This is a genomic window from Siphonobacter sp. BAB-5405 (assembly GCF_002872335.1).
Lineage (GTDB): Bacteria > Bacteroidota > Bacteroidia > Cytophagales > Spirosomataceae > Siphonobacter.
Map to the genome: position 1 here is coordinate 57,768 of NZ_NJAG01000011.1, position 20,432 is coordinate 78,199.

Below are 20,432 nucleotides of genomic sequence, written 5' to 3' on the forward strand. Positions count from 1 at the left end.
AGACTCAGTGTGCGGCTTTAGTTTGCTTCAACTGATTATAAACCAGCAATTGATTTTTAGTCAGAATTTTATCTCCTACCCGTACGCCTCCGTGGAAGTACGTGGAGTCACTATTCTGGAACAAGGGCGTCAAATTGACGAGTTCGAGATTGCATTCATCCTGGTACTTTACGACGAAATAGCGGTCTTCATCAAACACGACGGCCTGGGTAGGAACGGCCATGGTGGTTTCATTACCCGTTTTTTTCACGCGAATGATGACGAACATTTCGGGCTTCAGCAGCAGGCCGGGGTTATCCAGGAAAATCTGAGCTTTCAGTACCCGCTCGTTCGGATCGAAGACATTAGAAAAACGACTGATCTTTCCGTGGAAAACGGTATTGGGGTACGCCGTTGTCGTAATCTCGACGGGCATGCCTTCTTTCACCTGTCCCAACTGACCCGTGTAGATGTTTGCCGTAACCCACACCTGCTTGAGGTCAGAAATGGTAAACAGGGCATCGGTACCCGCTTCCACCTGCTGCCCGACGACAATGTTTTTCTCCACGACATACCCATTACTGACAGCTTTGACGACGAGTACGCCTTTTTCCAGACTACCTCCGTACAGGTTCAAAGTTTCCTGAGCTTTGATGATGCTTTGCTTGGCCACGTCTACTTCGCTTTCGGCCACGACCAGCTCTTTTTCCGTAGCCAGTTTGTCTTCGTACATTTCCTTCACGGAAGCCAGGTTTCGTTCGGCGGTTCGCAGGGTAGCCTGAGCCGTTTTCAGATCCGTACTCAAGTTGGTCAGTTCAGAACTGCGTAGTTCGAGCATGACCTGGCCTTTTTTCACGTAGTCGCCCAGGGCAAAATTCACTTTGCTTACGACCCCATCGATCAAAGGCACAAACCGAACGACCTTATCGGGATTGTAATTGACTTTTCCCGTCAGCGAAATTTTCTGAATGGGCGTTGTCGCCTTTACTTCAGTCGTTTGAGTGGTTACCTCCTTGGCCAGGCAATGGGTAGAATCGGCCTGGGGAACGTTTTGGGTCTGTTGCTCGGGCTTTTGGTTGCAGCTCAGCACAAGACCGCCCAACAGAGCGAGTGTCAGGCCATTAAGAGTAGCATACATTAACTTCATGGCAGGTCGGTTCCAGCTAAATAATTAAGTTCTTCCAAAGAATTTCTGAGATTTTTAGTCGCTTTCAGCAGCGTTTCGCGGTTGGACCGGAAGGCTTCGAAGTAGTTGAGGAATTCCAGCAGACTGATATTTTTTCGCTGGAAGTTGCGACTGATGGCCTCGCTGAGTTCCTCCAGTTCCGTCGCGTAATTGACGTCGATTCGTTCGTAGAAATCGCTAGCCCCGAGAAAGTTGGCATAGGCTTTAAACAATTGATTCTGCCAATCATTACGAGCTTCTTCCAGCTGTCGACTCGTTTTTTCGATTTCGATTTTACTCGACAGAATGTTGCCCTTGTTCCGATCGAAAACGGGAATATCTGCCGATACACCAAACCCAACGAAATCAAGCATGGTATTCCCGTTTCGATCGTAGCCTGCCTTGAGGGTTAGATCGGGCGTTCTTTTGGCTTCCTCGTAACGGCTCTGGGCTTTGGCATAGGCTACTTCGCTCTGGGCCGCCCGCAAGCGTGGCGGATCTTCACTAACGCGTTGGCGGAAGAAAGAAAAACCTCCCTGTTTTAATGCGGTATACGCGGGCAGGACTGAGCCGTCACTAATAACCAAATACGTCGTTACGGGCAGGGCCATCAGCGTTTTGAGCTGCTGCTGCGAATCCTGGATTTCCTGATCCAGCTCCCGCAAATCGTCCATCAACTCCAGCTCCAGAGACTTTAACCGGAAGTACTCCGCCTTCGAAAGGTTATTATTCTGATACTGACGCTCTTGAGCCTTAAACACTTCCGACAGCACCGTTAGCTGATCCGCGAAAAGTTGTTTGGTCTGCTGATCGTACGTCAGTTCGGTAAGCAGATTGCGGAATTCGGCTTTCAGGGAAACCAGTAAGTCGAGGAAATACTGCTCCGTCCGATCCCGGTTCACCTTTTCGATGGCAACCATTTTCCGACGTTTCCCGGCGGTTAGGATGAGTTGTTCGAGATCAAAGGCAAACTGCTGGTTTCGTCCGAAGTTCTTGCCCAGGGGTGGGGAAACCTCCTGGCCCCGCGTTTGTCGCTGGGTGGCCCAAAGGTTTACCTGATCGATCCCAAAGTTGGGGTTAGGCCAGGCCTTTGCCTGCAGAATCTGAGCCTCCGCCTGGGAAATCGTCAGCTTTTCGGCAAGTAGACGCAGGTTATTCGTCAGGAATAACTGCTCGGCCTCCGCCCGGGTAATACGCATGGTATCCACCGGGACCGATTGGGCCCAACTGCTGCCTACGCTTAGTATAAAAAAGAGAAATAAGATCCGACGCATAATGACCAATGACAATTACATTGGCAAAAGTGCGAAGTCAAGATTAAGGGGAAATTAACAGAATTATTAAAAGTAGATTGGAAGTAGATTAGAGTTTTTTAATCTACGAAAAGAATCCAGCGTTTTGTAACATCCGTACTGATTCTAGCTTACGATTTCTTGAAATCAACCACAAATACTGACCCTTCTCCTACGACGGATTGAAAGTTTAACATAAAGCCATGAAGATCCAGAATACGTTGCGTTAAGTGTAAGCCCAAGCCATGGCCAGCAACCGAAGTAGTGTTTGACCCACGATAGAAAAGATCAAAAATTTTCGATTGCTCCGTCGGTTCGATCCCTCTACCCTGATCAACAATACGAATTTGTAAATTTGAAGTATAATCTAACGATACAGTGACGGGTTTTGCATCCGAAAACTTAACCGCATTCTCAATTAAATTGGTTAATACGAGTGATAGTAATACTTCATTTCCTTCAACAAGTAGCCAGTCCGTGTTTTCCTGTTCTGACGAAACTTCCACTTCGACTACCGCCGATGGATGCGTCAACTGAATTTTCCCTAACACATCCCATAAAACGTCATCCATTTGAATGGCATGAATTGGAAAATTACGGCTGGATTCCAGTCCCGACAGGATGAGTAAGCCCTCCAGTATATCCTTTAAATGCTGAGCATCCAGCAACAGGGTTTGTAATAAAGACTGGTACTCTTCTTCACTTCGCTTCTGTTGCAGGTTTACCTGTAGCTCACCAATCAGGGCAGCCAGAGGTGTTTTTAACTCATGGGAAGCGTGTTTCAAGAAGTGTTTCTGGCTTTTTACGCTTTTTTCCAGCCGCTCCAGAAAATAATTGAACGTGGCCACGACCTGCTGCAACTCATCGTCCGTGGCTCCTTTCTGCTGGGGTAAGCGTAAGTGCAGGTTATCCGCCGAAATCGTATTGACCTGATCAATGACTTCCGTAAAAGGGTGAAACGTTCGTTTGGAGAGCCAGGCATTCAGGAGCAGGTTAATGGCAATCCCTCCGAAAAAGAAGGTCAACATGGTGATTCCCAGGTTGGTAAGCCGGTCCTGCCCGCTTACATTAATTCCCGAAGAAATGATGATAAAATCACCCTGATTATCCTGATAATAAATGCCCACACATTGCCGTCCATTCTGATAAAACTGTACCGACTTTGCTTGCGGTATTTCCTTTAATCGCTTCGGATTAATCGTTACAGCCGGACCATTATCCACGAAAATCAATTTACCCGTCGTGTCGTATACCTGTACAATTTCATCCACTAATGGCACGCGGTAAATGGATTCCTGTTTGCTGTAATTTAATTTTGTCGCTTCATCTTTTTCAAAGTATACAAAGGCAGCAATTAAAGCCCGATCACTGAGTTTATTAAAAAATATGGTATCCGTATGTTTCTTAAAGATGATATAGGTGCCTACGAAAACAATCACCAGGGTAATGGCGAAAATCAGGGTGGATTGTAACGTAAGTTTAAAACGAAGTTTCATTCAACAAAGTCTATCTAATAGCTGTTTTCTAAACCAATAAATACCATTCTATTCTTCCGTATATTGTTCAAACAAATATCCTCTTCCTTTAATCGTTTGGATGAACTTCGTATCGTACCCTTTATCCAGTTTATTTCTCAGATAGTTAATATATACATCTACTACATTAGTGTTCGTATCAAAGTTTAAATCCCAGGCTGCTTCGGCGATTTCAGCACGCGTTACTACTCTCTCTTTGTTCTGCATAAAAAACAATAAGAGTTTAAACTCACGCGGTGATAATGTAATTTCGGTTTCTCCCCGTTTCACGACATGGCGGTCCAGATTGATGCTTAAATCATGATACGTATACTGTTCAAAGTTTCCTTTTTCGAAGGATTTCCGCCGCAGCTGAGCATTGATTCGAGCAATCAGTTCCAGAAAGTTGAAGGGCTTTCCCAGGTAATCGTCGGCCCCAGCTTCGAGTCCCTGAATCTTCTCCTCCGGCGTATTTAACGCACTCAGCATGATGATCGGAACGTTGATTTCCCGCCGCCGAATCGTTCGGCAAACATCAAATCCATCCAGATCCGGCAACATAATGTCCAGAATAATGGCATCAAATTCCTGCTGCATACACTCCTCGATGGCCTCGTAACCCTTCGTGACGTGCCGGACCTGAAACATTTTTTCCCGCAATCCTTTTTCAACAAAGGAAGCCACCCGGCTATCATCCTCAACGAGCAGAATTTTTGACATAGCAGTATAAGCTGGTTACTGAAGTATCATTCATTAATGACAAAACTAGTATGCTATTGTTCAAAACCGCACAGCTTACTGTTCATAACTGAGCAACCCTTTATTTATAACTACTTGTTTATCTGAGACTTAACAAACTTTAACTTTTATTGGAATACTTTTAGGGCCACTTACTTCCGTTCGTTTTTTCATTTCTTTCATTCGCCTATGTTCGGAAATTTCCTTACCCTTATCTTCCGTCAGTTTGCTCGTCAGAAAGTCTATACTTTTCTGCATTTGGCGGGTTTGGCCGTGGGCATAGCTGGTGGCATCCTAACGTTTCTGTTTATCCGCTACCATTATACTACGGATCGGCATCATCAGAAATTCGATCGCATTTTTCGAGTAGTGACCGATTTACGGCTGGACGATGGGTCCGTTGAAGCCTATCCCGAAGCCATGCCTCCGCTGGCTCCTTTGTTACGGCGTCAGTTTCCGCAGGTAGAAGAGGCCACCTTCTTCGTGACCAATCAGGATGTAACGGTACGTCAGGGTGACCGGGTTTTTCCCGAACATACGGGCGTTTTTCTGGTCGATTCCTCCTATTTCAAGATTTTCGACTACCAGTGGAAGCAAGGGACACCCGCGTCGCTGCAAAAAAATACGGCGATTCTAACCGAGCGTTGGGCAAAAAAATACTTTGGTGATCGGAATCCAATGGGCCAACGCCTCGACATCGACAAAGAAACGAGCGTACTCGTCACGGGTATTATCGCTGATCCCCCACCCACGACGGATCTGAAAGCAGGGATGTTCTTACCGCTAGACGTTATTCCCACTTTTGAAAAAGACAATTGGTGGTATTTAAACAGTACCAATCGCGTTTACGCTACGCTTAAAGATCCTACCAAAGAGGCCCAAATGGAACAGGCCATGCCAAAGGTTATCCGAAAGGCCCTCGGAGCGGATGCTCGTTATATTCAACTGCATTGGCAACCCCTGCGAGACGTGCATTTCGATCCACGTACGCCCGGCTCCATCCGCCGTATGCTGGTACATACACTGGCCTGGGTGGGGCTTTTTCTGGTACTAACGGCCTGTATGAACTTCATTAACCTTACAACGGCTCAATCGCTTCGCCGGGTGAAGGAAGTGGGCATTCGCAAGAGCCTGGGTAGTTCACGCCGGCAGTTACTAACTCAGTTTCTGCTTGAAACGGCCGTACTCGTAGGGATTGCTTTTCTACTGGCCCTGTTTCTGGTGGAAGTATTGCTTCCGTATCTGAATCAATGGACCCAGAGTCAGCTAAGCTGGCAACTGGACACCAGTCTTACGTTTTTTCTACTGCTACTTGCCGGAACGATTACGGGGCTGGCGGGTGCTTATCCGGCGTACCTTCAAGCCAGCTTTGCTCCCATCGCGGCGTTGAAAGGTACCCTTCGTTCCCACCGTACTCTTTCCTTGCGACAGGTACTTACCGTTACGCAGTTTGTTGTTTGTCAGGTACTGATCACCGGTGCGATTGTGATGGTGTGCCAGACCCGGTATTTCGAGCAAGCAGATTTGGGATTTAAAAAAGATAATATCCTGCTAATCAATCTCCCCGAGAAAGGCAAAGAGCACGTAGTACGACAGGCCCTGGAGACGTATCCGGAAATTCAGGCTCTTACCTTCCAGTTTCGTCCACCTTCCTCGACGAAGATAAACGGCGGTACGTTTAAGTTTGCCGACAAAGCTTCGTTTGAAACCTTCGCCCTACGGGAAAAAATTGCGGATGCGGCCTTTATACCGACGTATGGCTTACAGCTCGTGGCCGGGCGAAATATTATACCGAGTGACACCCTTCGGGAAATCGTGGTGAATGAGGCTTTTTTACGCAAGCTTCACCTCAAAGACCCCAACCAGATTCTGGGACGAAAACTGGATTATTACCTGGCTCACAGCTCGTTACCCATTGTGGGCGTTGTTAAAGATTTCCATCACTTATCCTTACACAAAGCCATTGAACCCTGCTTCATCGGTAGTCAGGCTTCGCTTTACCAGCAGGTAGGTATCAAACTGGCCGTGGATGATCTGGAAGAAACACTACCCCGGATACGAACGGTTTGGGAAAAAATTTATCCGCAACAACCCTTCGAGTACCAGTGGTTGGATCAGCAGTTGGCCCAGTCGTACCAGGCCGAAGGTAGCCTAGCCAACCTGATTGTACTGTTTGCAGGGGTAGCCGTCTGGATTTGCGGCTTAGGTCTGTTTGGCCTCATCCGGTTTATGGCCGAAACACGAACCAAAGAAATAGGCATCCGAAAAGTCCTGGGGGCCAGCGAAGGACAGATTCTGTACCTCTTCGGGAAATCCTTCGTGATCATGGCTGCATTAGGCTTCGTAGTGGCAGTACCCATTGCTACCGTACTCATGCAAAGCTGGCTTGAACAGTTTACGTACCGTATTTCACTGCATTGGCTGTATTTCGGCGGCACCCTGCTTAGTACGCTGGCCTTAACGCTGGCAGTCATTGCGTATCAGTCCATTCGAGCCGCCCGTACCAATCCCGTATACAGTCTGAAAGCGGAGTGAAGCGTCGAGCCGTGCAACAAAAAGGAAACGAGCGTTGTCTTTGTCCAAAAACTACCAGAAATGATGAAACGTTTGTACCTTTTCCCGTTGCTGACGCTTGCGTTGGGTACAGCCTCGGCCCAATCCTCTGAAGATCAACCTTACCAGACGAAAACCTTCACGGGTAACTTATCCAATGTTCGCGTGGACGTTTCCGGCGGTAGTATTCAGGTTGAAGGGGGTTCTTCTTCCGACGTGAAAGTAGAAATGTACGTACGGCTGAATAACTGGCCCGCGAACAAGATCGATAAAGCGGAAATTGAAAAGCAACTCGCCGAGTATGAGCTGAGCATGAAAACAGAAGGTTCGTCGGTGGTCGTCTACTCCCGTCGTAAATCAGGGGTCTCCTGGAATTCAGATCGTAACATCAGCGTATCCTTCAAGATTTTTACGCCTCGCACCTTCTCTACGGACCTGCGTACCAGCGGAGGAAGTATTCGGTTGGCTCACCTGGACGGACCGCAACAGTTTCAGACCAGCGGGGGCAGTTTGCACATGAGCGACGTAGCCGGTCTGATTCAGGGTCGGACCAGTGGCGGCAGCATTCATCTGAACAATTGCCGGAAGGAAATGAACGTACAGACCAGTGGGGGTAGCATTCAGGCCGAAGACCTGGAAGGTAAAATCACGTTAAAAACTTCCGGTGGTAGTGTACGTCTGACTCGCCTGAACGGTACCATCGAAGCCACCACCAGTGGGGGCAGCGTTCAGGGCGATGCCATTAGCGGAGAACTTTATGCGAAAAGCTCAGGCGGCTCCATCCGTTTATATAATTTGTCAGCGGCGGTGGACGCAGAAACGAGTGCCGGTAGTTTGGATGTAGAATTTGCTAAACTCAATAAGTACGTCAAATTGCGGTGCTCAGCGGGCAGCATCAAGGTCCGCTTACCCCAGAATCAGGGCGTAGATCTGGCCGTACGTGGTAGCCGGATTCACTTTCCGCTCGCGAAGTTCCGGGGAGAAGCCGATGATACGCACGTGGATGGCAAACTCAACGGCGGTGGCGTACCCCTCACGATTCACGGGAGTAATTCTGTATCCATTCAATAACTGAATTTCCTTTCTTGCATGTCCGAAAGCGAACACTCAATTGTTCGTTTTCGGACATAATTATTTTATAAATATCTCATAATCAAAACATTAATTCTTTTTTTATCGCTTTGGCACAGCTTTAGAAAATAGAACCTTCAAACAGCATCTCCATGATTTCACTGCAAGACATCGAACGGTATTACCAGAACGGGTTCACCAAAACATACATTCTCCGGCACGTTACGACCGAAATTAAGGAAGGAGAATTTGTTAGTATCATGGGTCCATCCGGGGCGGGCAAGTCTACCCTACTGAACATCATTGGCCTACTCGATCAGCCTACTTCAGGTGAGTATACGTTCCTCGATCAGCCGGTACAGCGACTCAGTGAGAAGAAACGTTCGGAGTTGTACAAAGCCTATATCGGTTTCGTCTTTCAGGCCTATCACCTCATCGATGAACTGACCGTATACGAAAACCTGGAAACGCCGCTACTGTACAAAAACGTACCGAGTTCAGAGCGGAAAAGCCGCATAGCCGATATTCTGGATCGATTTAATATGGTTGCTAAAAAGGATTTGTTTCCCAATCAGCTTTCCGGTGGGCAACAGCAACTGGTAGGCATCGCCCGGGCATTAGTGGGTCAACCTAAAATTATTTTGGCGGATGAACCTACGGGTAACCTCCAGTCGGCCCAGGCTGAAGAAATCATGCAGATTTTCAAGCAGTTGAATCAGGAAGGTATTACGATCATTCAGGTGACGCACTCGGAGAAGAATGCGGCTTACGGCAACCGGATTTTACACCTGAACGACGGAAAAATTGTCGAAGACCTTCGCGTAGAATCCATCGCCTAGCGTCTCTCGTTCGACCTTCAACTTCCCCCTTGTTTTCCTTTAGGTACGCATTTCCATGAAAAAATTACTCCTTTTCACCGGACTCCTGTTGAGTGGCTCCCTGCAGGCCCAAACGCCCATGACGCTGAAACAGGCCGTAGATGTAGCCATCCGTAATAACCTGACGGTGCGGCAGAATGAACTGCTGGTGGAAACCAGTGAAAATAACCTTCTGCAGGCGAAGCTGGCACTTCTGCCTACGGCACAGGCTGCCGCCTCGCAATCGATCAATTACGGCCGCAGTATTGACCCCTACACGAACGGGTTCGTTAACGAAAAGCTAAACTCTTCGGCTTTCAGTCTTTCGGCGGGTGTAACCCTCTTCAATGGTCTATACAATCAGAATTTTATCAAGCAGAATAACCTGCTCATGAAAGCTGCCGAACAGGATGTCCGACAAGCGAAGGATCAGGTGACGATCACGACGATTCTGGCGTATTTACAGGTGCTTAGCAGTGAAGATCAGGTCAACCTGGCAGAACAGCAGCTGGAAGCTTCCAAAATGCAGCTGGAACGGGCCGTAGCTCTGGTAAAGGCCGGAAACCTGGCTCCGTACGATGAATACACCCTCGGTTCGCAGGTGGCAAATGACCAGTTGAGTCTGGTTACCATGCAGGGTCAGTTGAAGCTCAACCGACTGGCCTTCTGGCAAACCCTCAACAACCCGCAGGTTCCCCTGGACTTTAAACTGGAACGTTTAACCCCACAGGGCGAAATGGGTTATGAAAGCACGGCCACACAGGTGTACGAACTGGCCGAACAAAACCTGGGGGTCATCAAAGCGGCCCAGCTTCGCGTCAAGAGCTTTGATCATACCATCAAGATGTACCGGGGTTTGCAGTATCCGCTCCTTTCGTTGAATTCGTACTTCAGTACGCGGTACTCTTCTACGGCAAACCTGACTTACGGGGATCAGCTGGGCAACAATTTTAACCGATACTTTTCGCTGGATTTAGCCATTCCCATCTTTCGAAGCTGGATTTACAGAAACCGGGTTCAAAACGCAATTGTAGATAAAAAACGCAACGAAGTGCAGGCTCAGAATGTACAGATTCAGGTTAAACAAGGCATTGAGCAGGCATACGCTAACCTGGAGGTAGCCAAAATGCGGTACGACGCTCTGGAAAGTCAAGTGAAAAACTTCGATGAGACCTTGAAATCGGCCGAAAGCCGTTTTCAGGCCGGTACGCTGAACGTGGTTGAATACAACATTGCCAAAACCAATCTGGATCGGGCCCGCTTAAATCAGATCCAGGCTCGTTATGATTATCTGTTTCGGGTAAAAATTCTCGATTACTATCAGGGTAAGAACCTGTTCGTGGACTAAGCCTAAGCTATAGCTCCCAAACCGTAGGGTTTTGATGCCGACGCAGGTGCTTTCCAAAGTTCATCCAGAAGGCCATGATCAGGTACAGAACCAATGGCGAGCCCATCGTTAAGCAGGACGTATAGATGAAGTACAAACGGATGCTGCTGGCGGAGATTCCAAGCCGTTCGCCTACCAACGAACACACGCCAAAAGCCTGACTTTCAACAAGATATCGTAAACGGTTCATGATTGGGCGATCTTTTGTTAATCGAAAATACGGACACTTCCCGAAAACTTAAAAATTCATACCAATGTTTAAAAAAAAATTTTTTCGCTAAAACTGTATTAACCCTAATAATTTCTCTTTTATTTCGGGAAAATCTTCCGTTTCAATATTTAATTTGTTATGCAAACAGGTACAGTAAAGTTTTACAACGAAAGCAAGGGGTTTGGCTTCATCGTTGACGATGCCACGGGACAGGACATCTTCGTTCACGTCACGGGTTTGAATGGATTGCAAATCCGTCAGGATGATCGCGTATCGTATGAAACGATCAGCGGTAAAAAAGGCGTGAACGCAGTAAACGTAAAGAAATTGGCTTAGTCTTTCTAAGTCACTTGTCTTAACTCCGGTCCCGGACTCTAGCAGAGTTCGGGATTTTTTTCTGTCCGGACGGATTGGAAATTATTCGAGCGTACGCTTTTTATTTATATCTTTCAAAAGCTACCTATTTACCTTTTCTACCTGAATCATATCCCTTTAATGGAACCGTTTTCCTACTCCCCTCTGCCTAGTATTGACCTTACGTATGCGTCCAGATGGACTCGTCTTGCCAACTACATTATCGATTGGATTTTCTTTGGTTTGGTTTTAATGCTGGGGCTACTGACCGTTAGCATTATTCTTACCCTGGTGGATGAACGTCTCAATGATTCTTTATTTCGGACCATTGATTCTCTTCCTGAACTAATTCAACGCATCATCACAGTACTACTGTATGGGTTGGTGATGGCTCTGCAGGAGATTCTAACGCAGGGCCGATCGATGGGTAAGTGGATTACAAAAACTCAGGTCGTAACGGAATCAGGCGAGACACCCGATTTAAGTACGCTGTTCAAACGCAACCTGTACCGATGTGTACCCCTGGAAACGCTTTCCATCTTTTTTGAAAATATTCCCTGGCATGATAAATGGACGGATACACGGGTAGTCAGGAAAATAGTTCGCTAATTAACGTATCGTACTATCCGTTTCTCGACCTATTCTTTTACAAACCAGTTTCCGTGGGACTCTTTATGAGGACTGTTCGCAACGATACGGCCTTTTTTTTGCCCTTAACAAGCGAAACGGGTTCTCCCCTGAGAAAACCCGTTCGCCTGTTCAAAATGGTAAACGCCTAAGCCTATACCCAGCTTTTCACCTCGTCCAGCGTCGGCATTTTCGCTTCGATTTTCAGCTTCTTACGCAGTCCACCCAGATCATTGAATACTTTGTTCGGATTTGCTCCTTTCAGGGCTTCTACGGTCAGAAAGCCCATCTTCTGGATAGCCGGTACCCACTCGGCAGGGATCCCCGCGGCTACGTAATCGGCTTCGGTAGCTACTTCCGCTTTCTTCTCCGGACGCATTTGTGGGAAGAACAGAACTTCCTGAATGCTGGCGTTATTGGTCATCATCATCGTCAAACGATCAATGCCGAAGCCAATGCCGGCGGTAGGCGGCATACCGTATTCCAGTGAACGGATGAAATCTTCATCGAGAGCCATGGCTTCTTCATCGCCACGTTCTGCCAGACGAAGCTGTTCTTCAAAACGCTCCCGCTGATCAATCGGATCGTTCAACTCCGAGTAGGCGTTAGCAATCTCCTTCCCGTTAACGTATATTTCAAACCGCTCCACTACTCCGGGTTTGCTCCGGTGCTTTTTGGTCAGGGGTGACATTTCCAGCGGGTGGTCCATGATGAACGTAGGCTGCACCAGATTGCTCTCCACAGCTTCACCAAAGATCTCGTCGATGAGTTTTCCTTTACCCATGGTGGCATCTACTTCCACGCCGAGTTTCTGAGCTTCGGCCCGCAGTTCGTCTTCCGATAACGCGTCTACGTCAAGGCCCGTGTACTTCTGAATGGCCTCGGAAATACTCAGCCGGGCATACGGTCCCTGGAATTCAACGAGGTTCTCACCGATCTGTACCTGCGTTTGTCCATTGGTAGCGATGGCAACCTTTTCCAGGATTTCTTCCGTCATGTTCATCATCCACTCGTAATCCTTGTAGGCTACGTAGAATTCCATGGCGGTATATTCCGGATTATGCGTCCGGTCCATCCCTTCGTTACGGAACATCTTTCCAAATTCATACACCCCTTCGAATCCACCCACAATCAGTCGTTTCAGGTATAATTCGTTCGCAATCCGCAGATATAGAGGCATATCGAGCGTATTGTGGTGCGTTTTAAACGGACGAGCCGCGGCTCCACCGTGAATGGGTTGCAGAATCGGGGTTTCTACTTCCAGCCAGCCGCGATCATCAAAGATTCGCCGCATGGTTGAAATGATTTTGGCCCGTTTTACGAAAATATCTTTTACCTGCGGGTTTACAATCAAATCGACGTATCGCTGCCGGTAACGTAACTCAGGATCCGTAAAGCCGTCGTACACGTTCCCTTCTTCATCCCGTTTCACGATGGGAAGCGGACGAAGCGATTTGGTCAGGATCGTAAATTCCTGTACGTGAATGGAAATCTCGCCGGTCTGCGTCGTAAATACGTACCCCTTAATACCGATAATGTCTCCGATGTCAAGCAGCTTTTTGAAAACCGTATTATACAGGGTCTTGTCTTCGTCCGGACACAGGTCATCGCGACGGAAGTACAACTGAATACGGCCCGTAGCATCCTGTAATTCAGCAAAACTGGCCGAACCCATAATCCGGAAGCTCATCAGGCGGCCGGCAATGGAAACGGTTTTATAATCGGTTTTATTCCGTTCGTAGTTTTGGAGAATGTCAGCGGCCGTAACGTTGATTTCGTAGCCTTCAGCCGGATACGGATCGATGCCCAGCCGGTATAGTTCTTCCCGTTTCTGACGACGGAGTAATTCTTGTTCAGAAAGTTGCATGATTTAATATCACCCTTCTCAGGGAATGTTGACAATACATCCACCCAGTGGATTGGCTGCAAAAATAACCATTGCGGACTGCTCCGTTAGCATAAATACCTGCTCAATTTTAAGGTTTTATTCTTTCGCTACCTTTTAACTATCCTTAGCTTTGTAGAAATCACCGCCCCATGTACTCATTTAATGGGTATGGGGACCTTTTACTAGGAAGAGATATGCAGCGACTGACCCAAACGCAACGCCAAACGCTGAAGTTTTCACCCCTGCAGATTCAGATGTTGAATTTGCTGGGTCTGAATACCTTGGAATTGGAGCAGCGAATAAAAGATGAGCTGGAAGAAAATCCGGTACTGGAAGAAGGCGTTGAAACGCCCGAACAAGCAGAAGAAAATTCCGACGGTCTGGATGACTTCCAACCCGAAGGCAATGATTTACCCACCGATGATTTTCGGGACTGGGATGAATTTGCCGATGATGACATTCCTGAATACAAAACCCGGTCGGATAACTTTGCCGCCGACGAGGATTTCTATACTTCTCCCATCGTTCAGCTGAATACCTGGCGGGAGGAACTCAAAGAACAGGTAGGTACGCTTGAATTAACCGAGCGGCAGCGATTGATTGCTGATTTCATCGTGGACTCGCTCGATGATGATGGCTTTCTGAAGTACGACGCCTACAACATCGCGGACGACATTAGCTTTACCAATAACATCTGGGTAGAAGAATCGGAGATAGAAGAAATTCTTCCCCTGATCCGCTCGCTCGACCCACCGGGTGTGGCCGCCCGCGACCTGCAGGATTGTTTACTGTTACAACTGGAACGCAAGCCGCATACGCCCGAAAATACGTTGAGTATAGAAGTCGTACGGCGGCACATGCACGAACTGGCAGGACGAAATTACGAGAAAATCATGCGGGTGATGAACCTGGACAACGAACAGTTGAAGGAAGTACTCGGCGTGATTGCTCACCTGAACCCCAAACCCGTAGTGGGTGGACAAAGCAGTAGTCTGGTCGTTAATGAGAATATTCTGCCCGAGTACTTTGTTACGAACGATAATGGTCTTTTTGAAGTAAACCTCAATGGTCGCGACTTACCCAGCATCCGGCTGAGTAAGGCAGTAGTCGAAATGGCCGAATCCCGCAACAAAAGTGACCGGGCCACGGCTCAGTTCGTTAAAAGCAAGCTGGCTTCGGCCCGCTGGTTTATCGATGCTCTGAAGCAACGCGAGCAAACCATGCTGAATACGATGCGGGCCATCATTGAGTTTCAGAAGGACTACTTCATAACGGGCGATGTACGGCAGCTTAGACCCATGATTCTCAAGGATATTGCTGACCGCATTGGCATGGACATTTCGACCATTTCACGGGTTACTTCGGGCAAATACGCTCAAACGCCTTTCGGGATCATTCACCTGAAAGACCTGTTTACCGAGGGCGTAAAAAACGACGAAGGTGAAGAGGTTTCTAACCGTGAGATCCAACAGGCCATCGTTGAAATCATCGAAAAAGAAGACAAGCAGTCGCCGTATACCGACCAGCAGATTCAGGAACTATTGACGGAGAAAGGGTATCCGGTTGCCCGACGTACGGTGGCCAAATACCGTGAACAACTGAACATACCCATTGCCAAAATTCGCCGGGAACTTTAGCATCCATTACTCATAAATTAATAAAAAGGCGGATCGTAGATACGATCCGCCTTTTTATTGACAGGCTGTACAGGAAGAAACTCACCTTCCCATACGTACAACTCCGCGTTTAATCAGGCAACCTGTAAACAAAAAAGGCTCCACTTGTAGCGGAGCCTTTTTTGTTACTCAGGAAAGATTAGTTTCTTCTTCTAGGCTTTCCTTTTTTAGCCTTACGGCCTTCTTGTTCGATGATACGTTGTTTCTCTTCTTCCGTAATCTGACGAATACTGGTTTTAGAGATGATGTATTTACCTTTCGAACGAGTGATGGTTACCTGGTAATCACCTAAGTGACGAACCACTTCACCGTTTGCTTTCACTTCATCGATTTCGTAGATAGCCTTGAAGTATCTTGGACGCTTCATGCTAGATACCAGAGCATCGAATTGAGCAGGAACTGCGATTTCGATATCGTCTTTCAGTTCTTCGAAAGCGTTCAGCTTAGCTTGTTCCAGTTCTTGCGTATACGTTCCGTACAGGGTGCGTTTGCGGTACGTACCACTTGCTTGACGCGTTCCATCGCAGTAGCAGTAGCATTGTACTGAATCACGGCCTACTACCGTAGAGTAGTATGCAGAAACTTCAACTAAGCGGTGACGGAAGCGAGTTTTTTCTTCAACAACTTTCGGAGCTGCTTTTTCGAAACCGAAGCTTGCCGTAGCTACTTCAGAGATACAACGTCCACACTTGTTGTTACGCTCTGAGTGAACCGTTACGTAGTAGAATTCCGTTTGAGCGATCGAGTCACCCGGGAATTTCAAATCCTGAGGCCATTCGAAGCTACGTTCGGTCGTACTCTTCAGTGAGTATACGATTTCATCCGAGTTCGGAGATTTCTTATGAACATTCACCGTATACGTTTCGCCAGCTTCTGAGCTTCCACTCGTCCAGGTAACTTTTGGATAGGTACCGGCCCGGAAGAACGTGTTCGCTAACGAATCTTTTACTGTCAGACCCGTGATTGTTTGATCACCCAGCGTCACACCCGTAATCGTCGGAGCTACGCAAGTGGGGCATTCAGCCGGAGCCACTTGTACCAGCGTCGTACGGTTGAACGATTTGCGAAGAGCTAATTGCAGAGCCCAGCCACCATGCTTACGCTTGAATTCCCAGATGTGAGCTGCGTTATCTTGCGTAAAGTAGTTTACCTGCGTGTAGAAACCGCTGATTTGTGCTCCACCGTACCAGTTATTACCGAAGGGGAAGAAGGCTCCAATGTGTCCTTTAACGCCTGGGTGTAATAGTTTGTCCGTCGGAGAAACCATTGAAATCAACTGGTTGTTGCGGGTGTCAATTGCACCAATCATCGCTGACTGTGTACGGAAAACCCCTCCTTTTACAGCAGCTTCCAGGAAGCTACTCTGTGGTTTCTTCGTCAGATCGTATGAAATAACGGGACCGACTAAGAGGAACATGTCTTCAGAAGCACGCTTTCTAATGTCGATGTTATCTGCACCAATGTTTGCAGCTGCAGGTTGATTCAGAAGGTAGTTACGGTACGCTCCACGAACGAAGAACGTTTGCCAGCCCCCTTCAACGCCCAAACCAAATTTGAAACGATTTTCAGGTCTGAAGAAATAATCCGCTCCTACAGAAACGTTCAGACCAAAGCCGTTAAACAGGGAGCGATCGCGGTGATCGTTAAAGGTGCCGTTCCAAGTGCCGCAATAGGCAATACCTGGACCAAATGGGATGGCAAGACGCCAGGGTGATTTTCCAAGAACCGGAATGTACGTGATCGTGTCACAAGCGGTCAGAGAGTCACCAACAGTAATGTACGTTGATGAGGTTTGTGCGTTCAAAGCCTGCTTCCGCCACTGGCGTAACGTTAGACGTTTGCTAGAGGTTGACGGATCGGTGGTCTGAGCTGTTGCTTTGAATTGGGTTGAACAAAGTAAAATTGCTAAAATTCCCCACCCCATGCACAACGAGCGGTAGATACTCTTCATAGTTTGTGTGTTTTTGTTTGATAAGTCGCTAAGCTAAACAACAGCAATGAAGTACTTTCTCAAATATACGGAGAAATTTGACTTTCAGTTCCACAAAGTAAACTAAGTCCCAGTGACATTGTTTACTTCCCAGAGAATAATTTATCGAAAGGATACTTCGCTGTAATAAATATAATAACTGTGCCAAGTGGCCAAATACCGTATAATAATTTCTATATTATTCTATCCTCTAATCCTAACTTATTGATTTAAAAACCAGTACCTAAGCAAGTTTTTGCTCAAGTACTGGTTTATCATTAATTTATAATTAATCTTTTGTACCAATTTCTGCCACAAAAAATTCGCGGTTCATACGGGCAATATTTTCCATGCTGATGCCTTTCGGGCACTCGGCAGCACAGGCTCCCGTGTTGGTACAGGCTCCAAAGCCTTCTTCGTCCATCTGGGCTACCATTTTCTTGGCTCGTGCGGTCCGTTCGGCTTCACCCTGCGGTAACAGGGCTAACTGAGAGATTTTAGCCGAAGTAAACAGCATCGCCGAAGCGTTTTTACAAGCGGCTACACAGGCTCCGCAACCAATACAGGCTGCTGCCATGAAGGAAGCATCTGCGTTTTCTTTGGCAACCGGGATCGCATTTGCATCCTGAGCATTACCCGTATTGACCGAAATATACCCACCTGCCGAAATAATCCGGTCGAAGGCGGCACGGTCTGTTACCAGATCTTTGATAACCGGGAATGCCTGAGCCCGCCAGGGTTCTACTACAATCGTATCGCCATCTTTGAAGCTACGCATGTGCAGTTGGCAGGTAGTTACGCCCTGTAAGGGTCCATGAGGACGACCGTTGATGTACATGGAACAGGCTCCGCAGATCCCTTCACGGCAATCGTGATCGAAGGATACGGGGTCTTTGCCTTCGTGTACGAGTTGCTCGTTCAGTACATCAAACATTTCCAGGAACGACATATCCTCGGAAATGCCGGAAAGCTGGTAGGTTTCCATCCGGCCTTCCGTTCTACTATTTTTTTGACGCCACACCTGGAGCGTCAGATTCATATTACCTTCCATTGTTTCGTTAACTCTCTAATTGTTAACCTATTACTTATAAGAACGCTGGGCGATTTTGATGTTCTCGTAGTTGAGTTCTTCTTTGTGAAGCTCCCACTGCGATTCACCCTGATATTCCCAAGCGGATACGTACATGTAATTCTCGTCGTCGCGTTTCGCTTCGCCTTCTTCCGTCTGATATTCTTCGCGGAAGTGACCGCCGCAGGATTCATTGCGATCCAGAGCGTCCATACACATCAGTTCGCCCAGCTCAATAAAGTCAGCCACGCGGTTCGCCTTATCCAGTTCTGGGTTGAACTCATCTACGTCACCCATAACTTTCACATTCGACCAGAATTCTTTTTTCAATGCACGAATTTCCTGGATGGCTTCTTTCAAACCCTGCTCATTACGGGCCATTCCACACTTATCCCACATGATCTTACCCAGTTCTTTGTGGTAAGCTTCGGGAGATTTCGTGCCTTTGATCGAAATCAGTTTAGTGATCCGGTCGTTTACTTCTTTCTCAGCCTGTACGAAGGCAGGGTGATCCGTTGAAATCGCTTTCGTCCGGATTTCGCTCGCCAGATACGCTCCAATCGTATAAGGAATTACGAAGTAACCATCGGCCAGCCCCTGCATCAGGGCTGAAGCTCCCAGACGGTTCGCTCCGTGATCGGAGAAGTTGGCTTCGCCCAGGGCATACAGACCGGGTACCGTCGTCATCAGGTTGTAATCCACCCAAAGACCTCCCATGGTGTAGTGAACGGCTGGGTAAATACGCATTGGCACCTGATACGGATCTTCACCCGTAATCTGCTTATACATATCGAAAAGGTTACCGTATTTCTCTTTTACGACGGCCTTTCCTAACTGAAGAATCTGATCGGCTGAGGCATTGTGGATACCTCTTTTATTTACTTCACCTTTACCGTACCGCTCATAGGCTGCGTAGTAGTCCAGGTAAACGGCCATTTTCGAAGTCCCTACCCCATAGCCTGCGTCGCAACGCTCCTTGGCGGCACGGCTGGCAATATCCCGGGGTACGAGGTTACCGAAAGCCGGGTAACGACGCTCGAGGTAATAATCACGCTCGTCTTCGGGAATCTGATCTGCGGGACGATTGTCATCTTTCTTCTTAGGAACCCAGATCCGACCGTCATTCCGTAAGGATTCGGACATCAGCGTCAGTTTCGACTGATGATCGCCCGATACCGGAATACACGTGGGGTGAATTTGCGTAAAGCAGGGATTTCCGAAGAAAGCTCCTTTTTTATGAGCTTTCCAGGCAGCCGTTACGTTGGAACCCATGGCGTTCGTTGACAGGTAGAATACGTTTCCGTACCCTCCTGAACAAATCAGAACCGCATGACCAAAGTGACGCTCAAGTTCACCCGTAATCAGGTTACGAGCAATGATCCCCCGGCATTTGCCGTCAATCATTACGACGTCAAGCATTTCGTGGCGGGTATACATCGCAATGTTCCCGGCTCCTACCTGACGCTGTAGACCTGAATAGGCTCCCAGCAGCAATTGCTGACCCGTTTGACCTGCCGCATAGAACGTACGTTGAACCTGCGTACCACCGAATGAACGGTTGGAAAGCAGTCCGCCGTATTCACGGGCAAAGGGGACCCCAGCGGCTACGCACTGGTCAATGATGTTACCTGATACCTCAGCCAAACGATATACGTTAGACTCCCGGGCCCGGTAATCGCCACCTTTAATCGTATCGTAGAACAAACGGTAGACAGAGTCACCATCGTTCTGATAGTTTTTAGCAGCGTTGATTCCACCCTGAGCTGCAATGGAGTGAGCCCGACGAGGGGAATCCTGAAAACAAAACGCTTTTACTTTATAACCTAATTCCGCCAAAGTTGCAGCTGCCGAAGCTCCTGCAAGCCCCGTACCAATGACGATGATTTCCAGACTCCGTTTATTGGCAGGGTTAACGAGCGGCACGGTCGAGCGGTACTTTGTCCACTTCGTCTCCAGCGGCCCGTCAGGTATTTTGGCATCCAATTTGGGTGATGTTGCCATGGAATGATTTCAGTTTATAAACTCCGGATAATTCCGGACTGATGACTAACGAGAATACACACGCCTTCACTAAGGTTGAAG

At 47.7% G+C, this 20,432-nt stretch carries 16 protein-coding genes; 7 read left to right on the plus strand and 9 right to left on the minus strand.

The genetic code is table 11. The features are described from left to right. Positions 1-4: 4 nt before the first annotated feature. From BWI97_RS10380 to BWI97_RS10395, 4 genes are all read right to left on the minus strand, one after another. Positions 5-1,126: an efflux RND transporter periplasmic adaptor subunit gene (locus tag BWI97_RS10380; RefSeq protein WP_102200967.1), complete on the minus strand. Its 1,122-nt coding sequence runs from the start codon at positions 1,124-1,126 to the stop codon at positions 5-7. Beyond that, positions 1,123-2,343 (minus strand): TolC family protein, encoded by a 1,221-nt coding sequence (locus BWI97_RS10385; RefSeq protein ID WP_158242734.1) that lies wholly within the window; start codon positions 2,341-2,343, stop codon positions 1,123-1,125. The genes BWI97_RS10380 and BWI97_RS10385 overlap by 4 nt, the downstream gene beginning before the upstream one ends. A 224-nt stretch (positions 2,344-2,567) precedes the next feature. After that, positions 2,568-3,932, minus strand: coding sequence for a HAMP domain-containing sensor histidine kinase (locus BWI97_RS10390; RefSeq protein ID WP_102200969.1), 1,365 nt, complete (start codon positions 3,930-3,932; stop codon positions 2,568-2,570). A 48-nt stretch (positions 3,933-3,980) separates the two neighbouring features. Beyond that, the gene (locus tag BWI97_RS10395; protein ID WP_102200970.1) at positions 3,981-4,670 is read right to left on the minus strand and encodes a response regulator transcription factor; all 690 of its coding nucleotides are present in this window, start codon (positions 4,668-4,670) and stop codon (positions 3,981-3,983) included. Positions 4,671-4,877: 207 nt separating this feature from the next. Here BWI97_RS10395 and BWI97_RS10400 point away from each other — a divergent pair, with 207 nt between their 5' ends. The 4 genes from BWI97_RS10400 to BWI97_RS10415 all read left to right on the plus strand — a co-directional run bounded on the left by BWI97_RS10400 (position 4,878) and on the right by BWI97_RS10415 (position 10,517). After that, positions 4,878-7,223 (plus strand): ABC transporter permease, encoded by a 2,346-nt coding sequence (locus tag BWI97_RS10400; RefSeq protein WP_102200971.1) that lies wholly within the window; start codon positions 4,878-4,880, stop codon positions 7,221-7,223. 60 nt (positions 7,224-7,283) lie between these two features. Then, positions 7,284-8,312 carry a DUF4097 family beta strand repeat-containing protein gene (locus BWI97_RS10405; RefSeq protein WP_102200972.1) on the plus strand — a complete coding sequence of 343 codons (1,029 nt, stop codon included), beginning with the start codon at positions 7,284-7,286 and terminating at the stop codon, positions 8,310-8,312. A 152-nt stretch (positions 8,313-8,464) separates the two neighbouring features. Beyond that, positions 8,465-9,151, plus strand: a complete 687-nt coding sequence (locus BWI97_RS10410) for an ABC transporter ATP-binding protein (RefSeq protein WP_094809544.1) — start codon at positions 8,465-8,467, stop codon at positions 9,149-9,151. 55 nt (positions 9,152-9,206) lie between these two features. Then, a complete protein-coding gene (locus BWI97_RS10415) occupies positions 9,207-10,517 on the plus strand; it encodes a TolC family protein (protein ID WP_094809542.1) in 1,311 nt (436 codons plus the stop codon). Positions 10,518-10,524: 7 nt separating this feature from the next. Here BWI97_RS10415 and BWI97_RS10420 read toward each other — a convergent pair whose 3' ends face one another. Next, positions 10,525-10,746 (minus strand): PspC domain-containing protein, encoded by a 222-nt coding sequence (locus BWI97_RS10420; protein ID WP_094809540.1) that lies wholly within the window; start codon positions 10,744-10,746, stop codon positions 10,525-10,527. Between the two features lie 159 nt (positions 10,747-10,905). Between BWI97_RS10420 and BWI97_RS10425 the strand changes: the two genes are divergently transcribed. Together BWI97_RS10425 and BWI97_RS10430 are read left to right on the plus strand one after the other, a co-directional pair. Beyond that, on the plus strand, positions 10,906-11,103 hold the full coding sequence (locus BWI97_RS10425; RefSeq protein WP_094809538.1) for a cold-shock protein: 198 nt from the start codon (positions 10,906-10,908) through the stop codon (positions 11,101-11,103). Between the two features lie 159 nt (positions 11,104-11,262). Next, entirely contained in the window at positions 11,263-11,730 is a 468-nt protein-coding gene (locus tag BWI97_RS10430; protein WP_102200973.1) for an RDD family protein, read from the plus strand. 172 nt (positions 11,731-11,902) lie between these two features. On the opposite strand, the gene lysS is transcribed toward BWI97_RS10430, so the two are convergent. Further along, a complete protein-coding gene (gene lysS, locus BWI97_RS10435) occupies positions 11,903-13,615 on the minus strand; it encodes a lysine--tRNA ligase (RefSeq protein WP_102200974.1) in 1,713 nt (570 codons plus the stop codon). 215 nt (positions 13,616-13,830) lie between these two features. Between lysS and rpoN the strand changes: the two genes are divergently transcribed. Beyond that, positions 13,831-15,273: an RNA polymerase factor sigma-54 gene (gene rpoN / locus BWI97_RS10440; protein WP_102200975.1), complete on the plus strand. Its 1,443-nt coding sequence runs from the start codon at positions 13,831-13,833 to the stop codon at positions 15,271-15,273. Between the two features lie 178 nt (positions 15,274-15,451). Here rpoN and BWI97_RS10445 read toward each other — a convergent pair whose 3' ends face one another. The 3 genes from BWI97_RS10445 to BWI97_RS10455 form a co-directional block, all read right to left on the minus strand. Then, positions 15,452-17,263 carry a hypothetical protein gene (locus BWI97_RS10445; RefSeq protein ID WP_146010907.1) on the minus strand — a complete coding sequence of 604 codons (1,812 nt, stop codon included), beginning with the start codon at positions 17,261-17,263 and terminating at the stop codon, positions 15,452-15,454. A gap of 307 nt (positions 17,264-17,570) precedes the next feature. After that, entirely contained in the window at positions 17,571-18,320 is a 750-nt protein-coding gene (locus BWI97_RS10450) for a succinate dehydrogenase/fumarate reductase iron-sulfur subunit (RefSeq protein ID WP_199182003.1), read from the minus strand. A gap of 42 nt (positions 18,321-18,362) precedes the next feature. After that, positions 18,363-20,351 (minus strand): fumarate reductase/succinate dehydrogenase flavoprotein subunit, encoded by a 1,989-nt coding sequence (locus BWI97_RS10455; protein WP_094809528.1) that lies wholly within the window; start codon positions 20,349-20,351, stop codon positions 18,363-18,365. Positions 20,352-20,432 lie beyond the last annotated feature (81 nt).